General features: G+C 67.3%; 17 protein-coding genes and 1 tRNA gene. 9 read left to right on the top strand and 9 right to left on the bottom strand.

The window, feature by feature from the left end; translation table 11 throughout:
• The first annotated feature begins 38 nt into the window (after positions 1–38).
• On the top strand, positions 39–1781 hold the full coding sequence (locus tag HLG70_RS23860) for a nitrite/sulfite reductase (RefSeq protein WP_171667768.1): 1743 nt from the start codon (positions 39–41) through the stop codon (positions 1779–1781).
• A complete protein-coding gene (locus HLG70_RS23855; RefSeq protein WP_171667769.1) occupies positions 1774–2319 on the top strand; it encodes a DUF934 domain-containing protein in 546 nt (181 codons plus the stop codon). Before HLG70_RS23860 ends, HLG70_RS23855 begins: the two co-directional genes overlap by 8 nt.
• Here HLG70_RS23855 and HLG70_RS23850 read toward each other — a convergent pair.
• Positions 2316–3113, bottom strand: coding sequence for an IclR family transcriptional regulator (locus tag HLG70_RS23850; protein ID WP_171667770.1), 798 nt, complete (start codon positions 3111–3113; stop codon positions 2316–2318). The genes HLG70_RS23855 and HLG70_RS23850 overlap by 4 nt on opposite strands.
• Positions 3114–3216: 103 nt before the next feature.
• Here HLG70_RS23850 and HLG70_RS23845 point away from each other — a divergent pair, with 103 nt between their 5' ends.
• The 4 genes from HLG70_RS23845 to HLG70_RS23830 are packed head-to-tail and all read left to right on the top strand — an operon-like array spanning position 3217 to position 7324.
• Positions 3217–4206: a Bug family tripartite tricarboxylate transporter substrate binding protein gene (locus HLG70_RS23845; protein WP_171667771.1), complete on the top strand. Its 990-nt coding sequence runs from the start codon at positions 3217–3219 to the stop codon at positions 4204–4206.
• A gap of 27 nt (positions 4207–4233) precedes the next feature.
• Complete coding sequence (locus HLG70_RS23840; protein ID WP_171667772.1) at positions 4234–5739, top strand: class I adenylate-forming enzyme family protein; 1506 nt, start codon at positions 4234–4236, stop codon at positions 5737–5739.
• Positions 5736–6521, top strand: a complete 786-nt coding sequence (locus HLG70_RS23835; RefSeq protein WP_171667773.1) for a citryl-CoA lyase — start codon at positions 5736–5738, stop codon at positions 6519–6521. The genes HLG70_RS23840 and HLG70_RS23835 overlap by 4 nt, the downstream gene beginning before the upstream one ends.
• Positions 6518–7324, top strand: a complete 807-nt coding sequence (locus tag HLG70_RS23830) for an SDR family NAD(P)-dependent oxidoreductase (RefSeq protein WP_234103179.1) — start codon at positions 6518–6520, stop codon at positions 7322–7324. The genes HLG70_RS23835 and HLG70_RS23830 overlap by 4 nt, the downstream gene beginning before the upstream one ends.
• 21 nt (positions 7325–7345) lie before the next feature.
• Here HLG70_RS23830 and HLG70_RS23825 read toward each other — a convergent pair whose 3' ends face one another.
• Together HLG70_RS23825 and HLG70_RS23820 are read right to left on the bottom strand one after the other, a co-directional pair.
• Complete coding sequence (locus HLG70_RS23825) at positions 7346–7885, bottom strand: 1,2-dihydroxy-3-keto-5-methylthiopentene dioxygenase (RefSeq protein WP_171667774.1); 540 nt, start codon at positions 7883–7885, stop codon at positions 7346–7348.
• A 12-nt stretch (positions 7886–7897) separates the two neighbouring features.
• A complete protein-coding gene (locus HLG70_RS23820; RefSeq protein WP_171667775.1) occupies positions 7898–8692 on the bottom strand; it encodes a MetQ/NlpA family ABC transporter substrate-binding protein in 795 nt (264 codons plus the stop codon).
• A 179-nt stretch (positions 8693–8871) separates the two neighbouring features.
• Here HLG70_RS23820 and HLG70_RS23815 point away from each other — a divergent pair, with 179 nt between their 5' ends.
• Positions 8872–9945 (top strand): DUF6817 domain-containing protein, encoded by a 1074-nt coding sequence (locus HLG70_RS23815; RefSeq protein WP_171667776.1) that lies wholly within the window; start codon positions 8872–8874, stop codon positions 9943–9945.
• Positions 9946–10003: 58 nt separating this feature from the next.
• Here the strand turns inward: HLG70_RS23815 and HLG70_RS23810 are convergent, their stop codons facing one another.
• The 5 genes from HLG70_RS23810 to hemA all read right to left on the bottom strand — a co-directional run bounded on the left by HLG70_RS23810 (position 10004) and on the right by hemA (position 14344).
• Positions 10004–10564, bottom strand: coding sequence for a UbiX family flavin prenyltransferase (locus HLG70_RS23810; RefSeq protein WP_171667777.1), 561 nt, complete (start codon positions 10562–10564; stop codon positions 10004–10006).
• A 7-nt stretch (positions 10565–10571) separates the two neighbouring features.
• Complete coding sequence (gene grxD, locus HLG70_RS23805) at positions 10572–10898, bottom strand: Grx4 family monothiol glutaredoxin (RefSeq protein ID WP_006391696.1); 327 nt, start codon at positions 10896–10898, stop codon at positions 10572–10574.
• A 151-nt stretch (positions 10899–11049) separates the two neighbouring features.
• The gene (gene prmC / locus HLG70_RS23800) at positions 11050–11892 is read right to left on the bottom strand and encodes a peptide chain release factor N(5)-glutamine methyltransferase (RefSeq protein ID WP_171667778.1); all 843 of its coding nucleotides are present in this window, start codon (positions 11890–11892) and stop codon (positions 11050–11052) included.
• Positions 11893–11902: 10 nt separating this feature from the next.
• On the bottom strand, positions 11903–12985 hold the full coding sequence (gene prfA, locus HLG70_RS23795) for a peptide chain release factor 1 (protein ID WP_171667779.1): 1083 nt from the start codon (positions 12983–12985) through the stop codon (positions 11903–11905).
• Positions 12986–13069: 84 nt separating this feature from the next.
• Positions 13070–14344: a glutamyl-tRNA reductase gene (hemA, locus tag HLG70_RS23790; RefSeq protein ID WP_171667780.1), complete on the bottom strand. Its 1275-nt coding sequence runs from the start codon at positions 14342–14344 to the stop codon at positions 13070–13072.
• 327 nt (positions 14345–14671) lie between these two features.
• Here hemA and HLG70_RS23785 point away from each other — a divergent pair.
• A tRNA-Phe gene (locus HLG70_RS23785) sits at positions 14672–14747 on the top strand.
• A gap of 329 nt (positions 14748–15076) precedes the next feature.
• The gene (locus HLG70_RS23780; protein ID WP_234103177.1) at positions 15077–17518 is read left to right on the top strand and encodes a mechanosensitive ion channel family protein; all 2442 of its coding nucleotides are present in this window, start codon (positions 15077–15079) and stop codon (positions 17516–17518) included.
• Positions 17519–17569: 51 nt separating this feature from the next.
• Here the strand turns inward: HLG70_RS23780 and HLG70_RS23775 are convergent, their stop codons facing one another.
• Positions 17570–18040, bottom strand: a complete 471-nt coding sequence (locus tag HLG70_RS23775) for an Lrp/AsnC family transcriptional regulator (protein WP_171667782.1) — start codon at positions 18038–18040, stop codon at positions 17570–17572.
• Between the last annotated feature and the right edge of the window lie 50 nt (positions 18041–18090).

Genomic DNA, 18090 nt, shown 5'->3' with positions numbered 1-18090 from the left:
CAGGGGCTCAGACCGAGAAGACTTCAAGGGCAGTAGACATGTACGTGTATGACCCCGTCGACCAGCAGCTTGTCGAGCAGCGTGTGGCGCAATTCGCCGACCAGACGCGCCGCTTCCTCGACGGCCAGCTCACCGAAGATGATTTCCGCGTCCTGCGCTTGCAGAACGGCCTGTACATCCAGCGTCACGCGCCCATGCTGCGCGTGGCCATTCCCTACGGCATCCTGGCGTCGCGCCAGCTGCGCACCCTGGCGCACATCGCGCGCAAATGGGACCGCGGCTACGGCCACTTCAGCACCCGCCAGAACATCCAGTTCAACTGGCCCAAGCTTGAAGACGTGCCGGACATCCTGGCCGAGCTGGCCACGGTCCAGATGCACGCCATCCAGACCAGCGGCAACTGCATCCGCAACACCACCACCGACCACTTCGCCGGCGTCGCGCCGGACGAGCTCGTGGACCCGCTGGTCTGGTGCGAGATCATCCGCCAGTGGTCCACGCTGCACCCGGAATTCGCCTTCCTGCCGCGCAAGTTCAAGATCGCCGTCAGCGGCGCCGTGCAAGACCGCGCGGCCGTGGGCGTGCATGACATCGGCCTGCAGGCCGTCGAGCGCGACGGCAAGCTGGGCTTTCGCGTCTGGGTGGGCGGGGGCATGGGCCGCACGCCCATCGTCGGCAAGCTGATCAATCCCTTCGTCGAATGGCAAGACCTGCTGACCTACATGCAGGCCGCGTTGCGGGTCTACAACCTGCATGGCCGCCGCGACAACAAGTACAAGGCGCGCATCAAGATCCTGGTCAAGGACCTGACTCCCGAGGTCTATGCCCGGCAGGTCGATGAACAGTGGCAGCTCATCAAGGGCGGCCCCGACACGATCACGCAGGAATTCGTCGACAGCATCAAGGCCCGCTTCGTCTGGCCGCAATACGACGCGGCCGCCGCGTCCGACATCGACAACACGGCCGCGCTGGCCGCCGCCGACAAGCGCTTTGCGCGCTGGCTGCGCACCAACGTCCACGCGCACAAGGTCGCCGGCTACGCCGCCGTCACCGTGTCGCTCAAGCCCACCGGCGTGCCGCCGGGCGACATCACTGCCGACCAGATGGACGCCGTGGCCGACCTGGCCGACGCCTATGGCTTTGGCGAATTGCGCGTCTCGCACGAACAGAACCTGATCCTGGCCGACGTGCGCCGCGCGCGCCTGCATGAGCTCTGGCAGAAGCTGGAAGCGCTGAACCTGGCCACGCCCAACATCGGCCTGCTCACCAACATCATCGCCTGTCCGGGCGGAGACTTCTGCGCGCTCGCCAACGCGGTCTCCATCCCCGTGGCCGAAGCCATCCAGCGCCAGTTCGACAACCTCGACTACCTGTTCGAGATCGGCGAGCTGGACCTGAATATCTCGGGCTGCATCAACTCCTGCGGCCACCATCATGTCGGACACATCGGCATCCTCGGCATCGATAAGGCCGGCGAAGAGTGGTACCAGGTCACGCTGGGCGGCCGCCAGAACGGCGCCGCCAAGCCCTTGCCGGACCTGGAGTCCACGCGCGGAGGCGGCGCGGCCGTGGGCCGCATCATCGGCCCCTCGTTCGCCCGCGACCAGGTCCCAGGCGTGGTCGACCGCCTGATCCGCACCTACCTGGGCTTGCGCGACAGCGAAGAGGAACGCTTCATCGACGTGGTGGACCGCGTCGGCATCGACCCTTTCAAACAGGACGTCTACGCGGACCCTGCCTTCGCCAAACCCGCCCAGGTCACGGAGGCAGCCCATGTCTGAGATCTACGCCCACGACGCCCCCGGTCCGCACCTGATCCGCAACGGCAAGCTGGAAGCCGACACGTCCCGCCCCTTCACGCCTGAACCCGAAGTGCCCGCCGAAGGCCAGGTGCCTGGCGACGAGCCGGGCTGGATCGTGCCGCTTTCCATCTGGAAGACGTCGCGCGCCACCTTGCGCCGCCACAAGCACCCGGTGGCCGTGCTGCTCGACTCCGACGCCGACCTGGCCGATCTGGCCGAGGCCGACGGCACCCTGAACCCCGCCGGCATCGCCTTCATCGCCGTGGACTTCCCCGTCTACACCGACGGCCGCGGCTATTCGCTGGCGCAGCTGCTGCGCACCCGCTACCAGTGGCAGGGCGAGCTGCGCGCGGTGGGCGACGTGATGATCGACACCATCCACTACCAGGCGCGCGTCGGCTTCGACAGCTTCCTGGTCAAGCCCGGACACGATCCGCACAAGGCGCTGGATGCCTTCAAGACGTTCACGGTGCATTACCAGAAGACCTACCGCGTGCCGGCTCCGGCCGCCACCTAGCCGCCCTGCGCGCCGGGCAACGCCCAGCGCTGCATCCCCGGATCGTCCTGCGCCAGCTGCGTGCGGATCAGGTCGGCGATGCTGCGCTGGCGCGGCGCCTGCATGCGGCTGATGAGGCTGGATACGCTGACCGCCAGGCGCGGATAGCCGCCCGCATCGCATAGCGCCACCCCCACTCCCAGCACACCCGGCACCGCGGCATTGCCCACGACGGCCCACCCGCGGTCGCGCGTGTTCTCCACCAGCCGCCGCATCTGCGCAACCGTCATGCCGCCGTAGGCGCGCAGCGCCTGTTCGTTCTGCGCCACCACCTCCTCGGCCTCGTCCGGCGGCAACGCCCCCAGCAGCGCCAGCCCGGCCGCGCCCACGCCCAGCGGCTGGCGATGCCCGACCGTGACCGCCAGCACCTGCACGGGATAGTTGCCCACTTCCCGGTGCAGGCACAGGGAATCGTTCGCGGCGCGGCAGATGAGAAAGGCGGAATCCCCGCTCACGTCGCTGATCTGGCGCAGCACCGGCCGTAGGCTGCGCACCGCCTGCGCATGCGGATCGCCGGCCATCATGACGCCCAGCTCGGCGACGCGCCAGCGCGGCGCCAGCGACTCGCGCAGCGCATACCCCTCCTCCACCAGCACGTCCAGGTAGCGATACACCGTGGAACGCTGCATGCCGGCCGCCTGCGCGATGTCCACCACATGCATGCCCGCCGCGCCCGCCTGGCGCAGTACGCCCAGCACCCGCAGCCCGCGGCGCAGCACGCGTGGCCCAGAACCTTCTGAATCCGGCTTGTTCAATTTTTGGACACCCCGCGTTGATGACTCCCCTATCAAAGCCCAATATGAAGACGGACAGACGAAGAGTTGTCCAAATATTAGACAAAACAGGACGGAGACAACAATGAAGACAGACAGCAAGCGGTGGACCGTTGCAGCGCTGGCCTTGAGCGGCGCATTCATAGCCAGCGCCCCGGCCTGGTCGGCCAAGCCCTACCCCGAACGCCCCGTCACGCTCGTCGTGGGCTACGCGGCGGGGGGAGCCACCGACATCGTGGCGCGCCTCATGGCGAAATCGCTCTCGGAGGAATTGGGCCAGACCGTCGTGGTCGAGAACAAGACCGGCGCCAACAGCAACATCGGCGCGGAAATCGTCTCGCGCGCCGCGCCCGACGGCTACACGCTGTATGTGGGCTCCATTGCCAACACCATCAACCGCACGCTGTACAGCCAGCTCAACTATGACTTCGTGAAGGGCTTCGAGCCCGTCGGCCTCCTGGCGACCATCCCGAACATCCTGGTCGTCAATCCCAAGCTGCCGGTCAAGACGGTGCAGGAATACATCGCCTACGCCAAGGCGCATCCCGGCAAGCTGACCTGCGCCTCGTCCGGCAGCGGATCCTCCATCCACCTGTCCTGCGAACTGTTCAAGATGAAGACCGGCACGGACATCCTGCACGTACCCTATCGCGGCAGCGGCCCCGCGGTGGCCGATCTGCTGGGCGGCCAGGTGGATTCCATGTTCGACAACCTGCCTTCGTCCCTGCCGCACGTGCAGGCCGGCAAGTTGCGCGCCATCGGCGTCACCTCGCCTGAACGGCTGCCCGCCACGCCTGACGCGCCCACGCTGGCGGAGTCCGGCCTGCCGGGCTTCGACGTGGAATCCTGGTTCGGCGTGGTGGCGCCGGCCGGCACGCCCAAACCGGTCATCGACCGCCTGAACCAGGCGATGAACAAGGCGCTGGCCAGCCCCGCCCTGCAAACCTCCTACAAGCAGTCCGGCTTCTTCGCGCCGCAGCCGCCCAACACCCCCGAAACGTTCAACCAGAAGATCGCCAGCGAGATCGACAAATGGGGCGCGGTCGTGAAGAACGCCGACCTCAAGGCCAACTAGGGCCTGTTCACGCGAAAAGGAGCACAGGTGTACCCGATAGATTTTTTCTTCCGCGCGGCCGAGCAATATCCTGAACGCGTTGCGCTGGATGGCCCCGATGGCCAGGTCACGTATGCGCGGCTGGCCGCCGACACCCGCGCGCTGGCGGCCGCCCTGCAGGACCTGGACCCCGCGCCGCAAACGCGCGTGGCCATCTGCGCCGGCAATTCCGCGCGCCACATCCTGGCGCTGCTGGCCGTGCTGGCCAGCGGCAAGGTATGGGTGCCGCTCAATTACCGCAGCACGGAGCGGGAAATCGGCCGCATCCTGGACGCCACGGCGCCCTCCATCGTCATCGTGGACGGCGTGGGCGCGCCGCTGGTGCCGGCGTGCGCGGCCAAGCGCGTCGACCTGGAGGACGGCCCGGCCGACCTGGGGCTGGCCGCCTTGCTGACGCGCGGCGCGGGCCGCGAGCCCATGCGCCATGCACTGCCGCGCGATGCCACGCAGGCGATCAAGTTCACCGGCGGCACCACCGGCCTGCCCAAGGGCGTGATGCAGCCGTACCACGCCTGGAACGCCGGCATCATCAATCAGATCGCCAGCTGGGGCCTCACCCACGAAGACCGCTATGTGGTTTCCGCCCCCATCACCCATGGCACGGGCACCTATCTGTTGCCGGTGCTGGCGCAAGGCGGCGCCCACCTGCTGCTGGACAGCGTCACCCCGGCCACCATCACCGCGGCGTTCCGCGAGCGCGGCGGCACGCTGAGCTTCATGCCACCCACGCTGATCTACATGATCATGGCGCAGCCGGGCGTATCGCGCGCCGACTTCCCGCGGCTGCGCAATCTGATCTACGGCGGCGCGCCCATGCCCGTCGAGAAGATCGAACGCGCGCGCGCCTTCTTCGGTCCGGTGCTGGGCACCACTTACGGCCAGACCGAAGCCCCGCAGATCGTCACGGTGTTGCGCCCCGCGGACCTGGAAGCGCCCGAAAACCGCGCCTCGGTCGGCCGCGTCACCTACCTGTCCGACGTGGCGATCATGGATCCGGAAGGCAAGCTCCTCCCCCGTGGAGAAATCGGCGAGGTCGTGGTGCAGGGAGACCTGGTGATGACGGGCTACTGGCGGCTGCCGGAAAAGACCGCCGAGACCGTGGTCGACGGCTGGCTGCATACCGGCGACACCGGCCTGATCGACGCGCGCGGCTACCTGTTCCTGAAGGACCGCCTGCGCGACGTCATCATCACCGGCGGCTTCAACATCTACCCGGTGGATGTGGAGAACGCGCTATCCGCGCATGCGGCGGTGTACGAGTGTTCGGTATTCGGGCTGCCGGATGACAAATGGGGCGAGGCCGTCCACGCCGCGGTGCAATTCCATCCCGGCGCGCAGGCCGGTGCCGACGAGCTCAAGGCCCATGTGCGCGCGCTGCTCGGCCCCGTGGCCACGCCCAAGCAGATCCACATCCACGACAGCCTGCCGCGCTCCAGCGTGGGCAAGGTGCTGAAGAACGCCGTGCGCGACGCGGCAAACAAGGAGATCTCATGAATACGCCCGAAACCCGCCTCTGCGCGCATCACCTTGCCGGCATGTCCTATCGGGACGTGGACCTGGTGGAAGACCTGATCGGCAAGAAGACGTTCACCGAAGTCATGATCATGCAGATCCTGGGACGCGATGCGCGCCCGGTCGACCTGCGTATCGTCGACGCCGTGCTGGTCACGCTGATGGAGCACGGCATGACGCCCAGCGCCATCGCCACGCGGCTGATCTATATGAGCGCGCCGGAGAACCTGCAGGGCGCGGTGGCTTCGGGACTGATGGCCGTGGGCAGCCAGTTCGTCGGCACCATGGAAAACTGCTCGCGCCTGCTCGACCGAATCCGGCAGGCAGCCGACGGACAGGCCGAGGCGCTGGCCATCGCGCGCGAGTTCCGCGCCGCCCGAGGCGCGCTGCCCGGCTTCGGCCACCACCTGCACAAGCCGGACGATCCGCGCGCAATCAAACTCCTGGCGCTGGCCGAGGCCGAAAGCGAGCTGGGCGGCGAATCCATCAAGGCGCTGCGCTTGCTGGCCGGCGCGATCGACGAGACCTACGGCAAACACATCACCATCAACGCCACCGGCGCCGTGGCCGCGCTGCTCAGCGAGATCGGCGTGCCCACCGACCTGATGCGCGGCTTCGCCGTCATCTCGCGCGCCGCCGGCCTGGTCTCCCATGTGGCCGAAGAACAGCAAAGCCCGTCCGGACGCTACATCTGGGAAACCATCGATCACGCGATTCCCTACGTCGGCAAGGGCAAGACCCATCAAGGCGGCGGCCAATCGTGACGCCGGACACGCGCCTGGCGGGCAAGATCGCCCTGGTGGCCGGGGCCGGCGCATCGGCGGCAGGCTGGAGCATAGGCAAAGCCAGCTGCGTGACGCTGGCGCGGCAAGGCGCGGCCATCGTCGCGCTGGACGCCAGCCTGGCCGCCGCCGAAGACGCGGCCCATGAAGTCGAGCTGGCCGGAGGCAGCGCACTGCCGGTGCAGGCGGACGTCGCCGATCCGGCCGCCATGCAGGCGGCGGTCGACGCGGCCATGCGCCGCTACGGCCGCATCGACATCCTGCAGGCCAACGCCGGCATCGGCAAGGTGGGCGGGCCCGAGGACATCACGCTGGAAGACTGGGACCGCATCCAGCAGGTGAACGTGACCAGCCTGCTGATCGCCACGCGGTTGCTTGCGCCCGTCATGCGCGCGCAAGGCGGCGGCGCGATCGTCACCGTCTCCTCCATCGCGGGCATCCGGTACACCGGCTATCCGCATCTGGCCTACAGCGTCAGCAAAGCGGCCGTCATTCACTTCGCCCGCATGGCCGCGCAGCAATATGCCGCCGACCGCATCCGCGTGAATACGGTGATTCCCGGCCTGATCGACACGCCGCGAATCGCCGCCAACGTGGCGCGCATGTTCGACGCGGACGATCTGGACGCCGCGCTGGCGGCGCGCGACAGACAGGTGCCGATGGGACGCATGGGCACGCCATGGGAGGTCGCCAACGCGGTGGCGTTCCTGGCATCCGACGAGGCGTCGTACATCACCGGGACGGAGCTCGTCGTGGATGGCGGCCTGACCGGCAAGTACGCGTAGGAAGCCGAGGCGCAGGCGCGCTTACGGCAGAACCGGAAAGCGTCCGGCGATATCGTCGCCCGTGAATTGCGCCACCCAACCCGCCGGATCATTGAAGAGACGGATACAGGTGAACGCGGGCGCCGACCCCATGTCGAACCAGTGCCGGATGCCCGCCGGCACCGAAATCAAGTCGTTCGTTTCGCAAAGCGCCGCATACACGCGGCCCTCGGCGTGCAGCACGAACAAGCCGCTGCCGGCCACGAAGAAACGCACTTCGTCGTCGGCGTGCGTATGCTCGGCCAGGAACTTGCGCCGCAGGGTCTCGCGGTCCGGATGCGCGGCGTCCAGGCTGACGACGTCCACCGTCTTGTAGCCCCGCTCCGCCATCAGCCGGTCGATCTGCGGCTGGTACGCCGCCAGCACCTCGTCCTGGGGCGCGCCGGGCGCCACCGGCGCCTGCGCGTTCCAGCGCTCGAAGCGCACGCCGATGGCCGCCAGCTCGCGCTGGATCTCGGCCACGTCGTTCAGTTCGCGCCCTGCCGCGGGCGCGTGCTCGGGATAGATCGTCAGCGTGGACATCGGGACGCCGGCTTACCAGGACGTGGAGTACGCGCCAGGGAACTGCTTGGCGACGAAGGCCTTGACCTCATCCGACTGGTAGGCCTTGATGAAACGCGCGATGCGCGGATCATTCTTGTTGTCTTCGCGCGCGGCGATCACCACCGCCGCGAACGGCGCTTCCTTGCTTTCCAGCGCCAGTGCGTCCTTGGCGGGCGACAGGCCGGCCGGAATCGCGTAGGCGGAGTTCACCGCGGCGGCGTCCACGTCCTTGAGCGAATGCGGCAGCTGCGCGGCTTCGATCTCGATGAACTTCAGGTTCTTGGGATTCTCGACGATGTCGAACAGCGACGCCGTCACCGTGACGCCGTCCTTCAGCGTGATCAGCTTGGCGGCCTGCAACACCAGCAAGGCGCGCGCGCCGTTGGTCGGGTCGTTCGGAATGGCCACCTTGCCGCCCTGCGGCAGCGCGTCCAGCGATGTCACGCGCTTGGAATAGATGCCCATCTGCTGCACCACGGCGGTCGCCACCGGCACCAGCTTGTAGCCGCGCGCCTTGTTCTGCGCTTCCAGGAAGGGCTTGTGCTGATAGATGTTCAGGTCCAGCTCCTTCGCCTCCAGCGCGGCGTTGGGCTGGATGAAATCGCTGAATTCAATCAGCTTCACCTTCAGGCCTTCCTTGGCGGCGACCTGCTGCACCACCTCGCCGATCTGCGCGTGCGGGCCGACGGTTACGCCCACCTTCAGTTCGGCGTCCTGCGCCATGGCCTGGGTGCTGGCAAAACCGATCAGGGTGGCAAGAATGGCCAGGGAATGGCGAAGGCGCATGAGAAGTCTCTACTGGTAGGAATGAAGAATGATCCCGGATTCTAGTGACCGTCCCTCAAAACCGGAAGCGATGAATCCTCATATTGATATGCGCATTTCTGTATAAAGCCCGCCGCGATGACAGCTACGCCGCATCCAGACACAATAGAGCCTGCCTTCATTCACCCCACTTGTAAGCCATGTCCACCACCAACGAACTCCATCCGCACGCGCGCGCGCTGCTGGCCGACCACTATGCCGCCGTGGATGCCGACCTGCCTGTCTTGCTGGACCTGCTGTTTGCGCGCAGCGCCGGCGAAGACTGGCACAAGGCGGGTACGTTCAAGCACCACCTGCTGGGCGTCTATCGCACGCTGACGCTCTGGAACCAGCCGCGCGAAGTGCGCCTGCTGGGGCTGTTCCACAGCGTCTACGGCAACGAATACGTGGACCTCACCCTCTTTGACCGCCAGCGCGAGCGCGACACGCTGCGCGAGGTGCTGGGCGCCGAAGCCGAGGAATGGGTCAGCCTCTTCTGCGCCATGCCGCGCACGAAGTTCGTGCAAGCCATCCTGCAAGGCCAGGGCACGGGCGCCGAAGGCCTCACGCTGGAAGGCGCGGATGGCCAGGCGTACACCTTCACGCCGCGCCAGGTCGCCGCCTTCACCGTGGTGTCCGCCGCCGACATCGGCGAGCAATGGCACAGCTGGCAGGACGAGATTTTCGCGGGCTATCCGCAGCAGCAGCGCCGCGACCTGAAGACCAACTGGGCCTCGTCCCTGTGGCCCGGCCCGCTCAAGCCGCCGTCGAACATCCTGTCGATGCTGTCGCATCTGCTGGCCCCGCTGTCGCGCATGCCCGAGGACACCGGCATTCCCGTCCCGCCCGCGTTCGGCCACTGCGGCGCCACGCTGAGCCCGCGCGACGAGGCCGCCGCCAGCGCGCTGTACTGGCAAGTCATCACCCGCATGCACCCGCTGACGGAAATGGACAGCGCCCGCCACATGCTGGAAGCGGCGGTGGAGCACAATCCGTGGGTAGGCGAGCCGCGCCTGCTGCTGGCGCAACTGGCGCTGACGGCGGGGGATTTCGAGGCCGCCGAACAGCACGCGGCCGCCGGGCTTGCCGCGCTGCAGGCCTGGGGCACGGCATGGGACAAGCGCATCGAATGGGCCGGCTGGATGGCCTGGGCGCGCATCGAACTGCAGAACGCGCGAGCGCGGAAATGGCCGGAAAACCTGGGCGCGCTGAACGGCCTGGGGCTGGTGCAGTAAGCCTGCGGCGCAAGACAAACAGCCCCGCTTGCGCGAGGCTGTTTGCTTGCAGTCGTTGCTACGTGCCTTCCCAGTGCGGGCCGGGCACGACGATATCGAAAAGCTCCAGCACGCGCGCCACGGTGTGGTCCACCATCTCTTCGATGGAGGCCGGCCGGTGATAGAACGCCGGCAGCGGCGGAAACACGATGCCGCCCATTTCGGTCACCGCCGTCATGTTGCGCAGGTGAGCCAGATTGAACGGGGTTTCGCGCACCATCAGCACCAGGCGCCGGCGCTCCTTGAGCGTCACGTCGGCGGCGCGGGTGATGAGGTTATCCGACAGGCCGTGGGCCACGGCGGCCAGCGTGCGCATGGAACACGGCACGATCACCATGCCGGCGGTCTGGAACGCGCCGCTGGCAAGCGTGGCGCCCACGTCGCGCACGCTGTGGACGTGATCCGCCAGCGCGTAGATGTCGTGACGGCTGACATCCAGCTCGTGCTTGATGTTCAGCACGCCGGATGCCGACACCACCAGATGCGTCTCGACATCGTCAACGCCGCGCAGCGCCTGCAACATGCGCACCGCGTAGAGCGCGCCAGTGGCGCCCGTGATGCCGATGACCAGTCGCCTCATGGAGGCGTCAGGCCGTGGCGCCGGATTGCTCCAGCAGCGTCTTCAGCTCGCCGGACTCGTTCATTTCATTCATGATGTCCGAACCGCCGATGAACTCGCCCGCCACGTACAGCTGCGGAATGGTGGGCCAATTGGAGAATTCCTTGATGCCCTGGCGGACTTCGTCGTCCTCCAGCACATTGACGGTGACCAGCTTCTTCACGCCACAGCCCTTCAGGATCTGAATGGCCTTGCCGGAAAAGCCGCATTGCGGGAACTGGGCGGTGCCCTTCATGAACAGCACGACGGGGTGCTGGGTCACGGTTTCGCGGATGAATTCTTGAACGTCGCTCATGGTGGTCTCTTGGACAGGCATAACGGAATACGCCAATTATAGGTACAGCGGGAAAAACCGCCCGGATTACCCCGGAGCGCCGCCGGTTTATCCCGGAATTTCAGGGGCTGACGGCCTGTAACAGACACCGGGAAGCGGCGTCCGGCAGCGGTCAGCGAACGCCCGACCGGCCGGCGGATCGCCGGCCGCCGGAGATCCGCTCGATGCCCGCCAGGTCCTGGCGGCTGTGCACGTCTTCGAACCCGGCCGCCGACAGCAGATCCCGCACCGCCTGCGCCTGGTCCCAGCCGTGTTCCATCCACAGGGCGCCGCCCGGCTTCAGGTGGCCGCTGGCGCCCTGGACGATTCGGGCCAGGTCTTCCAGTCCGCCCGCGCCGTCGGTCAGCGCGCCGCGCGGCTCAAAGCGCAGATCGCCCTGGTCCAGGTGCGGATCGTCGCTGGCGACGTAGGGCGGGTTGGACACGATCAGGTCGAAGCCTTCGCCCGCGGGCACGGCCTCGTACCAGCTGCCTTCCACGAACCGCACCGATGCGGCCAGATCCCAGGCGTTGCCAGCCGCCACCGCAAGCGCGGCGGCGCTGACGTCGGACGCCATCACCCGCGCATCGCGGCGCGCCAGGGCGATCGAAATGGCGATCGCCCCGCTGCCCGTGCCCAGGTCCAGCACGGCGGGCCCCGCCACGCCGGCCACGCATTCCAGCGCGGTCTCGACCAGCACCTCGGTGTCCGGGCGCGGGATCAGCACGTCGGGCGTCACGCGGAACGCGTGGCCCATGAACTCGCGCCGGCCCAGCAGATAGGCCATGGGCTCGCCGGCGACGCGCCGCAGCGCCAGGGCCTCGTATGCCGCCGCGACCTCGGGCGCCAGCGGGTCGGTGTCATGCGCCAGCAGCCACGCGCGCGGTTTGGCCAGCACGTGCTCCAGCAGCATGCGCACTTCCAGGCGCGGCAGCCGGGTGTCGAGCAGCAGGCTTTTGAGCTGGGGGGAAGTCATTGCACCCGCCTCAGATGTCGTCGCCCAGGGCTGCGAGCTGCTCGGCCTGGTGCTCGGCGATCAGCGCGCCGGTCAGCTCTTCCAGATCGCCTTCCATGATCTGCTGCAGCTTGTACAGCGTCAGGTTGATGCGATGGTCCGTCACCCGGCCCTGCGGGTAGTTGTAGGTGCGGATCCGCTCGGAACGGTCGCCGGTGCCGATCAGGCTCTTGCGCTCGGCGGCTTCCTTGCTCTGGCGCTCGCGCGTTTCCTTGTCCTTCAGGCGCGCGGCCAGCACCTGCATGGCCTTGTCCTTGTTGCGGTGCTGCGAACGGTCGTCCTGGCACTCCACCACCAATCCGGTCGGCAAGTGGGTGATGCGCACGGCCGAGTCGGTCTTGTTGATGTGCTGGCCGCCCGCGCCGCTGGCGCGGAAGGTGTCGATGCGCAGATCGTTCGTGTTGATGACGATTTCCGACATCGCATCGGCTTCCGCCATGATGGCCACGGTGCATGCCGAGGTGTGGATGCGGCCCTGCGCTTCGGTGGCGGGCACGCGCTGCACGCGGTGCGCCCCCGACTCGAACTTCAGGCGGCCATAGGCGCCGTCGCCATCGATGCGCGCAATCACTTCCTTGTAGCCGCCCAGTTCCGACGCGCTTTCCGACATCAGCTCCACGCGCCAGCCGCGCTGCTCCGCGTAGCGCGTGTACATGCGCAGCAGATCGCCGGAAAACAGCGCGCTTTCGTCGCCGCCGGTGCCGGCGCGGATTTCCAGGAACACGCTGCGCCCGTCATTGGGATCGCGCGGCAGCAGCAACAGCTGCAGCGCCGATTCCAGCGATTCCAGCTTGCCGCGTCCCGACTTGATCTCGTCCTCGGCCATGGACTTCATTTCGGGATCGGACAGCATCTCCTGGGCGGCCGCCAGGTCTTCCTCGGTGCGGGCGAAGGCGGTGAACGCCTCGACCACGGGTTCCAGCTCGGCGCGTTCGCGCGAGAGCTTGCGGAAGCGGTCCATATCGGACGCGGTTTCCGGTTCGGCGAGCAGCGCGTCAACCTCGATCAGGCGATGGCACAAATGCTCCAGCCGGCTGCGCATGGAAGATTTCATGGGGGGATGACCAAAGAGAAAACAGAAACAGCGGGCGCCCAGAAAGCGAACGCCCGCCAGGAGGCGGGACGTGGGACAGAATCGCTAACGGCGGGAGTCGCGGCCGGGGAAGAGGCGCGGCATCCAGGCAAGCAGTTGCTTGCGGTCGTCGCCTTCGCTGCGGTTGAGCGCCGACAGCGGACCGTGCAGGTACTTTTGAGTCAGGCCGTGAGCCAGTTGCTCGAGCACGGCCTCGGGCGATTCGCCCCGCGCCAGCAGGCGGCGGGCGCGTTCCAGCTCGGCGGCGCGAACGTCCTCGGCGGCCTGGTGCAGGTCGCGGATGACGGGCACCACTTCGCGGGACTGCATCCAGTGCATGAAGCCCTGGACGCGGGTTTCGATGATGGCTTCGGCCTGCACCACCGCGGCGCGGCGAGCGTCGGTGCCGGTCTGCACCAGGCGGCCCAGGTCGTCCACGGAATACAGGTAGACGTCGTCCAGGCGGCCGACTTCGGGTTCGATGTCGCGCGGCACGGCCAGGTCGATCATGACCATCGGGCGGTGACGGCGCAGGCGCGTGGCCCGCTCCACCATCCCCAGGCCGAGGATGGGCAGGGAGCTTGCCGTACAGGAGACGATGACGTCGAACTCGGACAAGCGATCCGTCAGGTCCGACAGCTTCATGGTGCTGGCCGAGAACCGGTTGGCCAGGATCTCGGCGCGTTCGGCCGTGCGGTTGGCCACCACCATGCTGCGCGGACGTTGCGCGGCAAAGTGCGTGGCGCACAATTCGATCATTTCGCCCGCGCCGATGAACAGCGTGCGGGCCTGGTCCAGATTGCCGAACACGCGTTCGGCCAGGCGCACGGCGGCGGCGGCCATGGACACCGACTGCGCACCGATGGCGGTCTGCGACCGCACTTCCTTGGCCACCGAGAAGGTGCGCTGGAACATCTGATGCAGCAAGGTGCCGAGCGACCCGGCTTCGCCGGCGGCGCGCACGGCGTCCTTCATCTGGCCCACGATCTGGGTTTCGCCGAGCACCATGGAATCCAGGCCGCTGGCCACGCGGAAGGCGTGGCGGACGGCGTCGTCCTGATGATGGCGATAAAGGTGCGGGCGCAGCGTGCCAGCGTCCAGGCGGTTGTGTTCAGCCAGCCAGGCGGGCAACTGATCGGCCACGTGGCCGTCGGCCGCGCAGTAGATCTCGGTGCGATTACAGGTGGACAGGATGGCGGCTTCGCGGACCGAGCCGCCAAACGCCGAACGCAGGCCTTCCAGCGCGGGCTTGACCAGATCGACGGGCATGGACACGCGTTCGCGGACCGAAACCGGCGCGGACGTGTGATTCAGACCGAAGGCAAGGACAGCTACCGACATGTGAGAGGGATGGCTGGAGCCACCCGCGGCTAAGCGTTAAGAACTGCCACTATAAGAACAAAGCGCTACGGCGGGATTGTCGCGCATCAAGCGGGCGCAACCGTCAAGCCGTAACAGCAGACCGCTAATGATTATACCCCTGCGGGTTATCCCCAGGCCAATCCCTGGCCCAACCGCGACCCTGGGTCGCACCTTCCGTGCCGTCCAACCAACAGTTGCCCGGCCAGCGGCGATCCGTGGCTTGGGGTCCGATGCGAAAAATATTCCAACTTTTTTCGCTCCGGCTGGCACAAGCTCAAAAAATTGTGTATAGTTGCGGACTTCGTTGGCCTGGTAGCTCAGTCGGTAGAGCAGAGGATTGAAAATCCTTGTGTCGGTGGTTCGATTCCGCCCCAGGCCACCAGAATTAAAAAAGCCCAGCCCGTACCAAAATACGGCTGGGCTTTTTGCTTTGCGACGCAACCCTGCGGTGCAACCCCACGGCGCAACCCGCATCGAGCCGCTTCGGCGCACGCCGACCTTCTCTTCTCCTTCTGCACCTCCCCCTTCAAGCGCGCCGCGATTCGCGATATCGTGAGATGCCGCCGCTCTTCGGTTATCCACCCGTAGCCGCAAGTCCTTAGCGCCCAAATCCGTATTCCACAAGGCCTTAGCCCCAAGTCCGTAGCCCCCCAGTCCGTAGCCCCCAAACGGAGTCGCGATATGCGCGTTCGCGCACGAGTTCTCTTCTGCTTGTTTGGACTGGCCCTGGGATTGGCGCGCCCGGCGCATGCGGCGGACGCGCCCGCCCCTGCCGAGCCCGCGGCGCAGCCGCCGGCCGCGATACAGATGGCGGACATTCCGATGCGCGCGGATACGGATCTGCGCTACGCCGAAGGGGTGCTCCAGCGCGCCGCCACGGCCGACCCCGTCGCCGTGCTGATGCCAGCGCTGGATGCGATCGCCAAGTCCGCCGACGAAAAGCTCTACGAATTCCAGCCCGCCCAGCTTCGCGACCTGCCCATCATGCGGCTGGAGAGCCTGGAGCGGCATTGGCTGTTTGACGCCCGTCGGCTGGCCCACTGGCAGGCCGACATGCGACAGGCGACCGCCTGGTACGCCAGCGACGCGGCGGAACTGCTGCGCCGCCGCGCGGCCTGGCAGGCGATCAAGGACGCGCCCGGCGCCGCGGGTCTGCCGGCAGCCTTGGCCGACCGCGTGGACATGGTCGTGGCACAGTTGTCGGCGGCCGGCCAGGCCCTGTCCGGCCCGCTGTCCCGCCAGGCCGAGCTCGAACAGCGCGCCAACACCATCGAGGAGCAGATCAGGGCCGGCCAGCGCTCGGTGGCCGAGGCCATCGACTACGTCGACGCCCGCCTGCTGCGCGTGGATTCGCCGCCGCTCTGGGCGCTGGGACAGACGGCCGACTCCGGCGAGAACACGCTGGCCATGCTGCGCGCCGGGCTGGACATCGAAGCGCGCTTCGCGCGCGATTACGCCGCGGCGGGCAGCGGCAATCAGCGCGCCCTGCATGTGCTGCAAGTGCTGCTGCTGCCGCTGCTGCTTTGGCTGGCCAGGAAGAGCCGCAACGCGATCCGCGCCGGCGTGATGAGCGAGACGGCCGCCGGCGTACTGGGAAGACCGCTGTCCACCTGGCTGCTGCTCGCCATGCTGGGCGTCCTGGCCCTGGAGCCCGACGCGCCGCTGATGGTGCAGCAGGTTGCGCTGGTGCTGGCGGCCGCGCCCGTGCTGCGCCTGCTGCCCCCCTCCAGCCGTCGCCAGCTGGATCTTTGGCCTTACGCGATCACCGCCTTGTTCCTGGCGGAACGGCTGGGCTTCCTGTTCCTGGCCAACACCCTGTTCTACCGGCTCTCGACCGTCGCGCTGGCCGCCGCGGCGCTGGCGGCCATCCTGTGGCTGCTGGCGCGCGACCGGCGCCAGGCGCATCCCCCCGAGTCCGAGCGGCTGGTCCGGGCGTTGCGCGCCGTGGCCTGGGGCGCCGCGTTCCTGCTGTGCGTGTCGCTGATCGCCAATCTGTTCGGCAACGTTTCCCTGTCCGAAATGCTGACCAGCGGCATCATCGGCAGCGGCTATTTCGGCCTGGTGCTCTACGCCGGCGTGACCGTCATCATCACCCTGCTGCAACTCCTGCTGGCGCGCCAGGGCATATCGCGCTTCCGGCTGGCGCGCGAGCATGCCCCTCCGCTGGTGCAGCTGCTGATACGCCTGGTGACGGCCGCCGCGGTGGTGGGCTGGGTGGTGTACACGATGGACCGCTTCCGCGTGCTGCGCTCCACCTACGCCATCGTGACGCAAGTGCTGTCCTACACGCTGGCGTTCGGCCAGATCTCGATCAGCCTGGGCAATATCCTGGTGTTCGTGATCTCGGTGCTGATCGCGTTCTGGGCCGCTCGCACGATACGCCTGATCCTGCACGACGAGGTGCTGACCCGCATGTCGCTGCCGCGCGGCGTGGGCAACAGCATCGCCTCGCTGACGTACTACCTGGTGCTGCTGCTGGGTCTGGGCATCGCCCTGTCCGCGGCCGGCTTCCAGACCAGCCAGCTGACCATCGTGTTTGGCGCCCTGGGCGTGGGTATCGGCTTCGGCCTGCAAAACGTGGTGAACAATTTCGTGTCGGGCCTGATCCTGATGTTCGAGCGGCCGATCCAGCCCGGCGACGTCGTGGATATCAGCGGCACGTCGGGACAGGTGCGGGACATCGGCATGCGCGCCACCCGCATCAAGACCTTTGAGGGCGCGGATGTGATCGTGCCCAACGGCACCCTGCTATCCGACAAGCTGACCAACTGGACGATGCTGGACCGCAGCCGGCGCATCGAAGCCAGCATCGGCCTGGCCTACGGCACGGAACCCAGGCAGGTGATCGAACTGCTGGACGGGGTGGCGCGGCAGACGCCGGGCATCGTGACCGAGCCCGCGCCCGCGGTGCTGTTCATGGGTTTTGGCGCCAGCACGCTGGATTTCAGCGTACGCGCGTGGACCTACGACTTCGATCGCTGGATCGATATCCGCAGCGACCTGCTGACGCGGATGTATGACGCGCTGAGGCAGGCCGGGATCGAGATTCCGCGCCCGCAGCAGGATCTGCACCTGCGCAGCGTGTCGGAGGATGCCGGCCGCGCCCTGGCGGCCAGCCCGCCGCCACCCCGGCCTCCGTCCGAGCCGGGTTGAGCCGGCGGCTGGTGCAACGGCTGCAGGCGCCCAGGACAGCCCGGCAAAACCTCAAGCCGCCGTCGTCACCGGCACTGTCATCCCATACTTCACACGGTTCATCACCACCAATGTGGAAAAGCGCTTGACGTTGGGATTGCCCCAGAATTGGCGCTGCGCGAAAACCTCATACTCGGCCATGTCGCGCATGGTCAGGGTCAACACGAAATCGACCTCGCCCGTCACCGACAGGCATTGCATGATCTCGGGCGCGCCCTGCATGGCGCGCTTGAACTGGTCCAGCTTATCGGCCCGCTCGCTCTCCAGCGTCACCAGCACCACCATCGTGATGCCTCGCCCCAGGGCGGCGGGGTCCACCACCGACACATCCGCGGTCACCACCTTGGATTCGCGCAGCCGCTTCATGCGGCGCAGGCAGGACACGGGCGACAGGTTCACGCGTTGCGCGACATCCTGGCTGGTGCGCTGGTTGTCTTCCTGCATGCTTTGCAGGATCTGTAGGTCGAAATCGTCTAGTTCCATGGGGATCTCGGAACGCTGGGGATCATGCCGGATACGGCTATCGGCAGATT

The sequence above is a fragment of the Achromobacter deleyi genome (assembly GCF_013116765.2).
GTDB lineage: Bacteria > Pseudomonadota > Gammaproteobacteria > Burkholderiales > Burkholderiaceae_B > Achromobacter > Achromobacter deleyi_A.
This window is presented reverse-complemented; position numbering and strand designations above follow the sequence as displayed.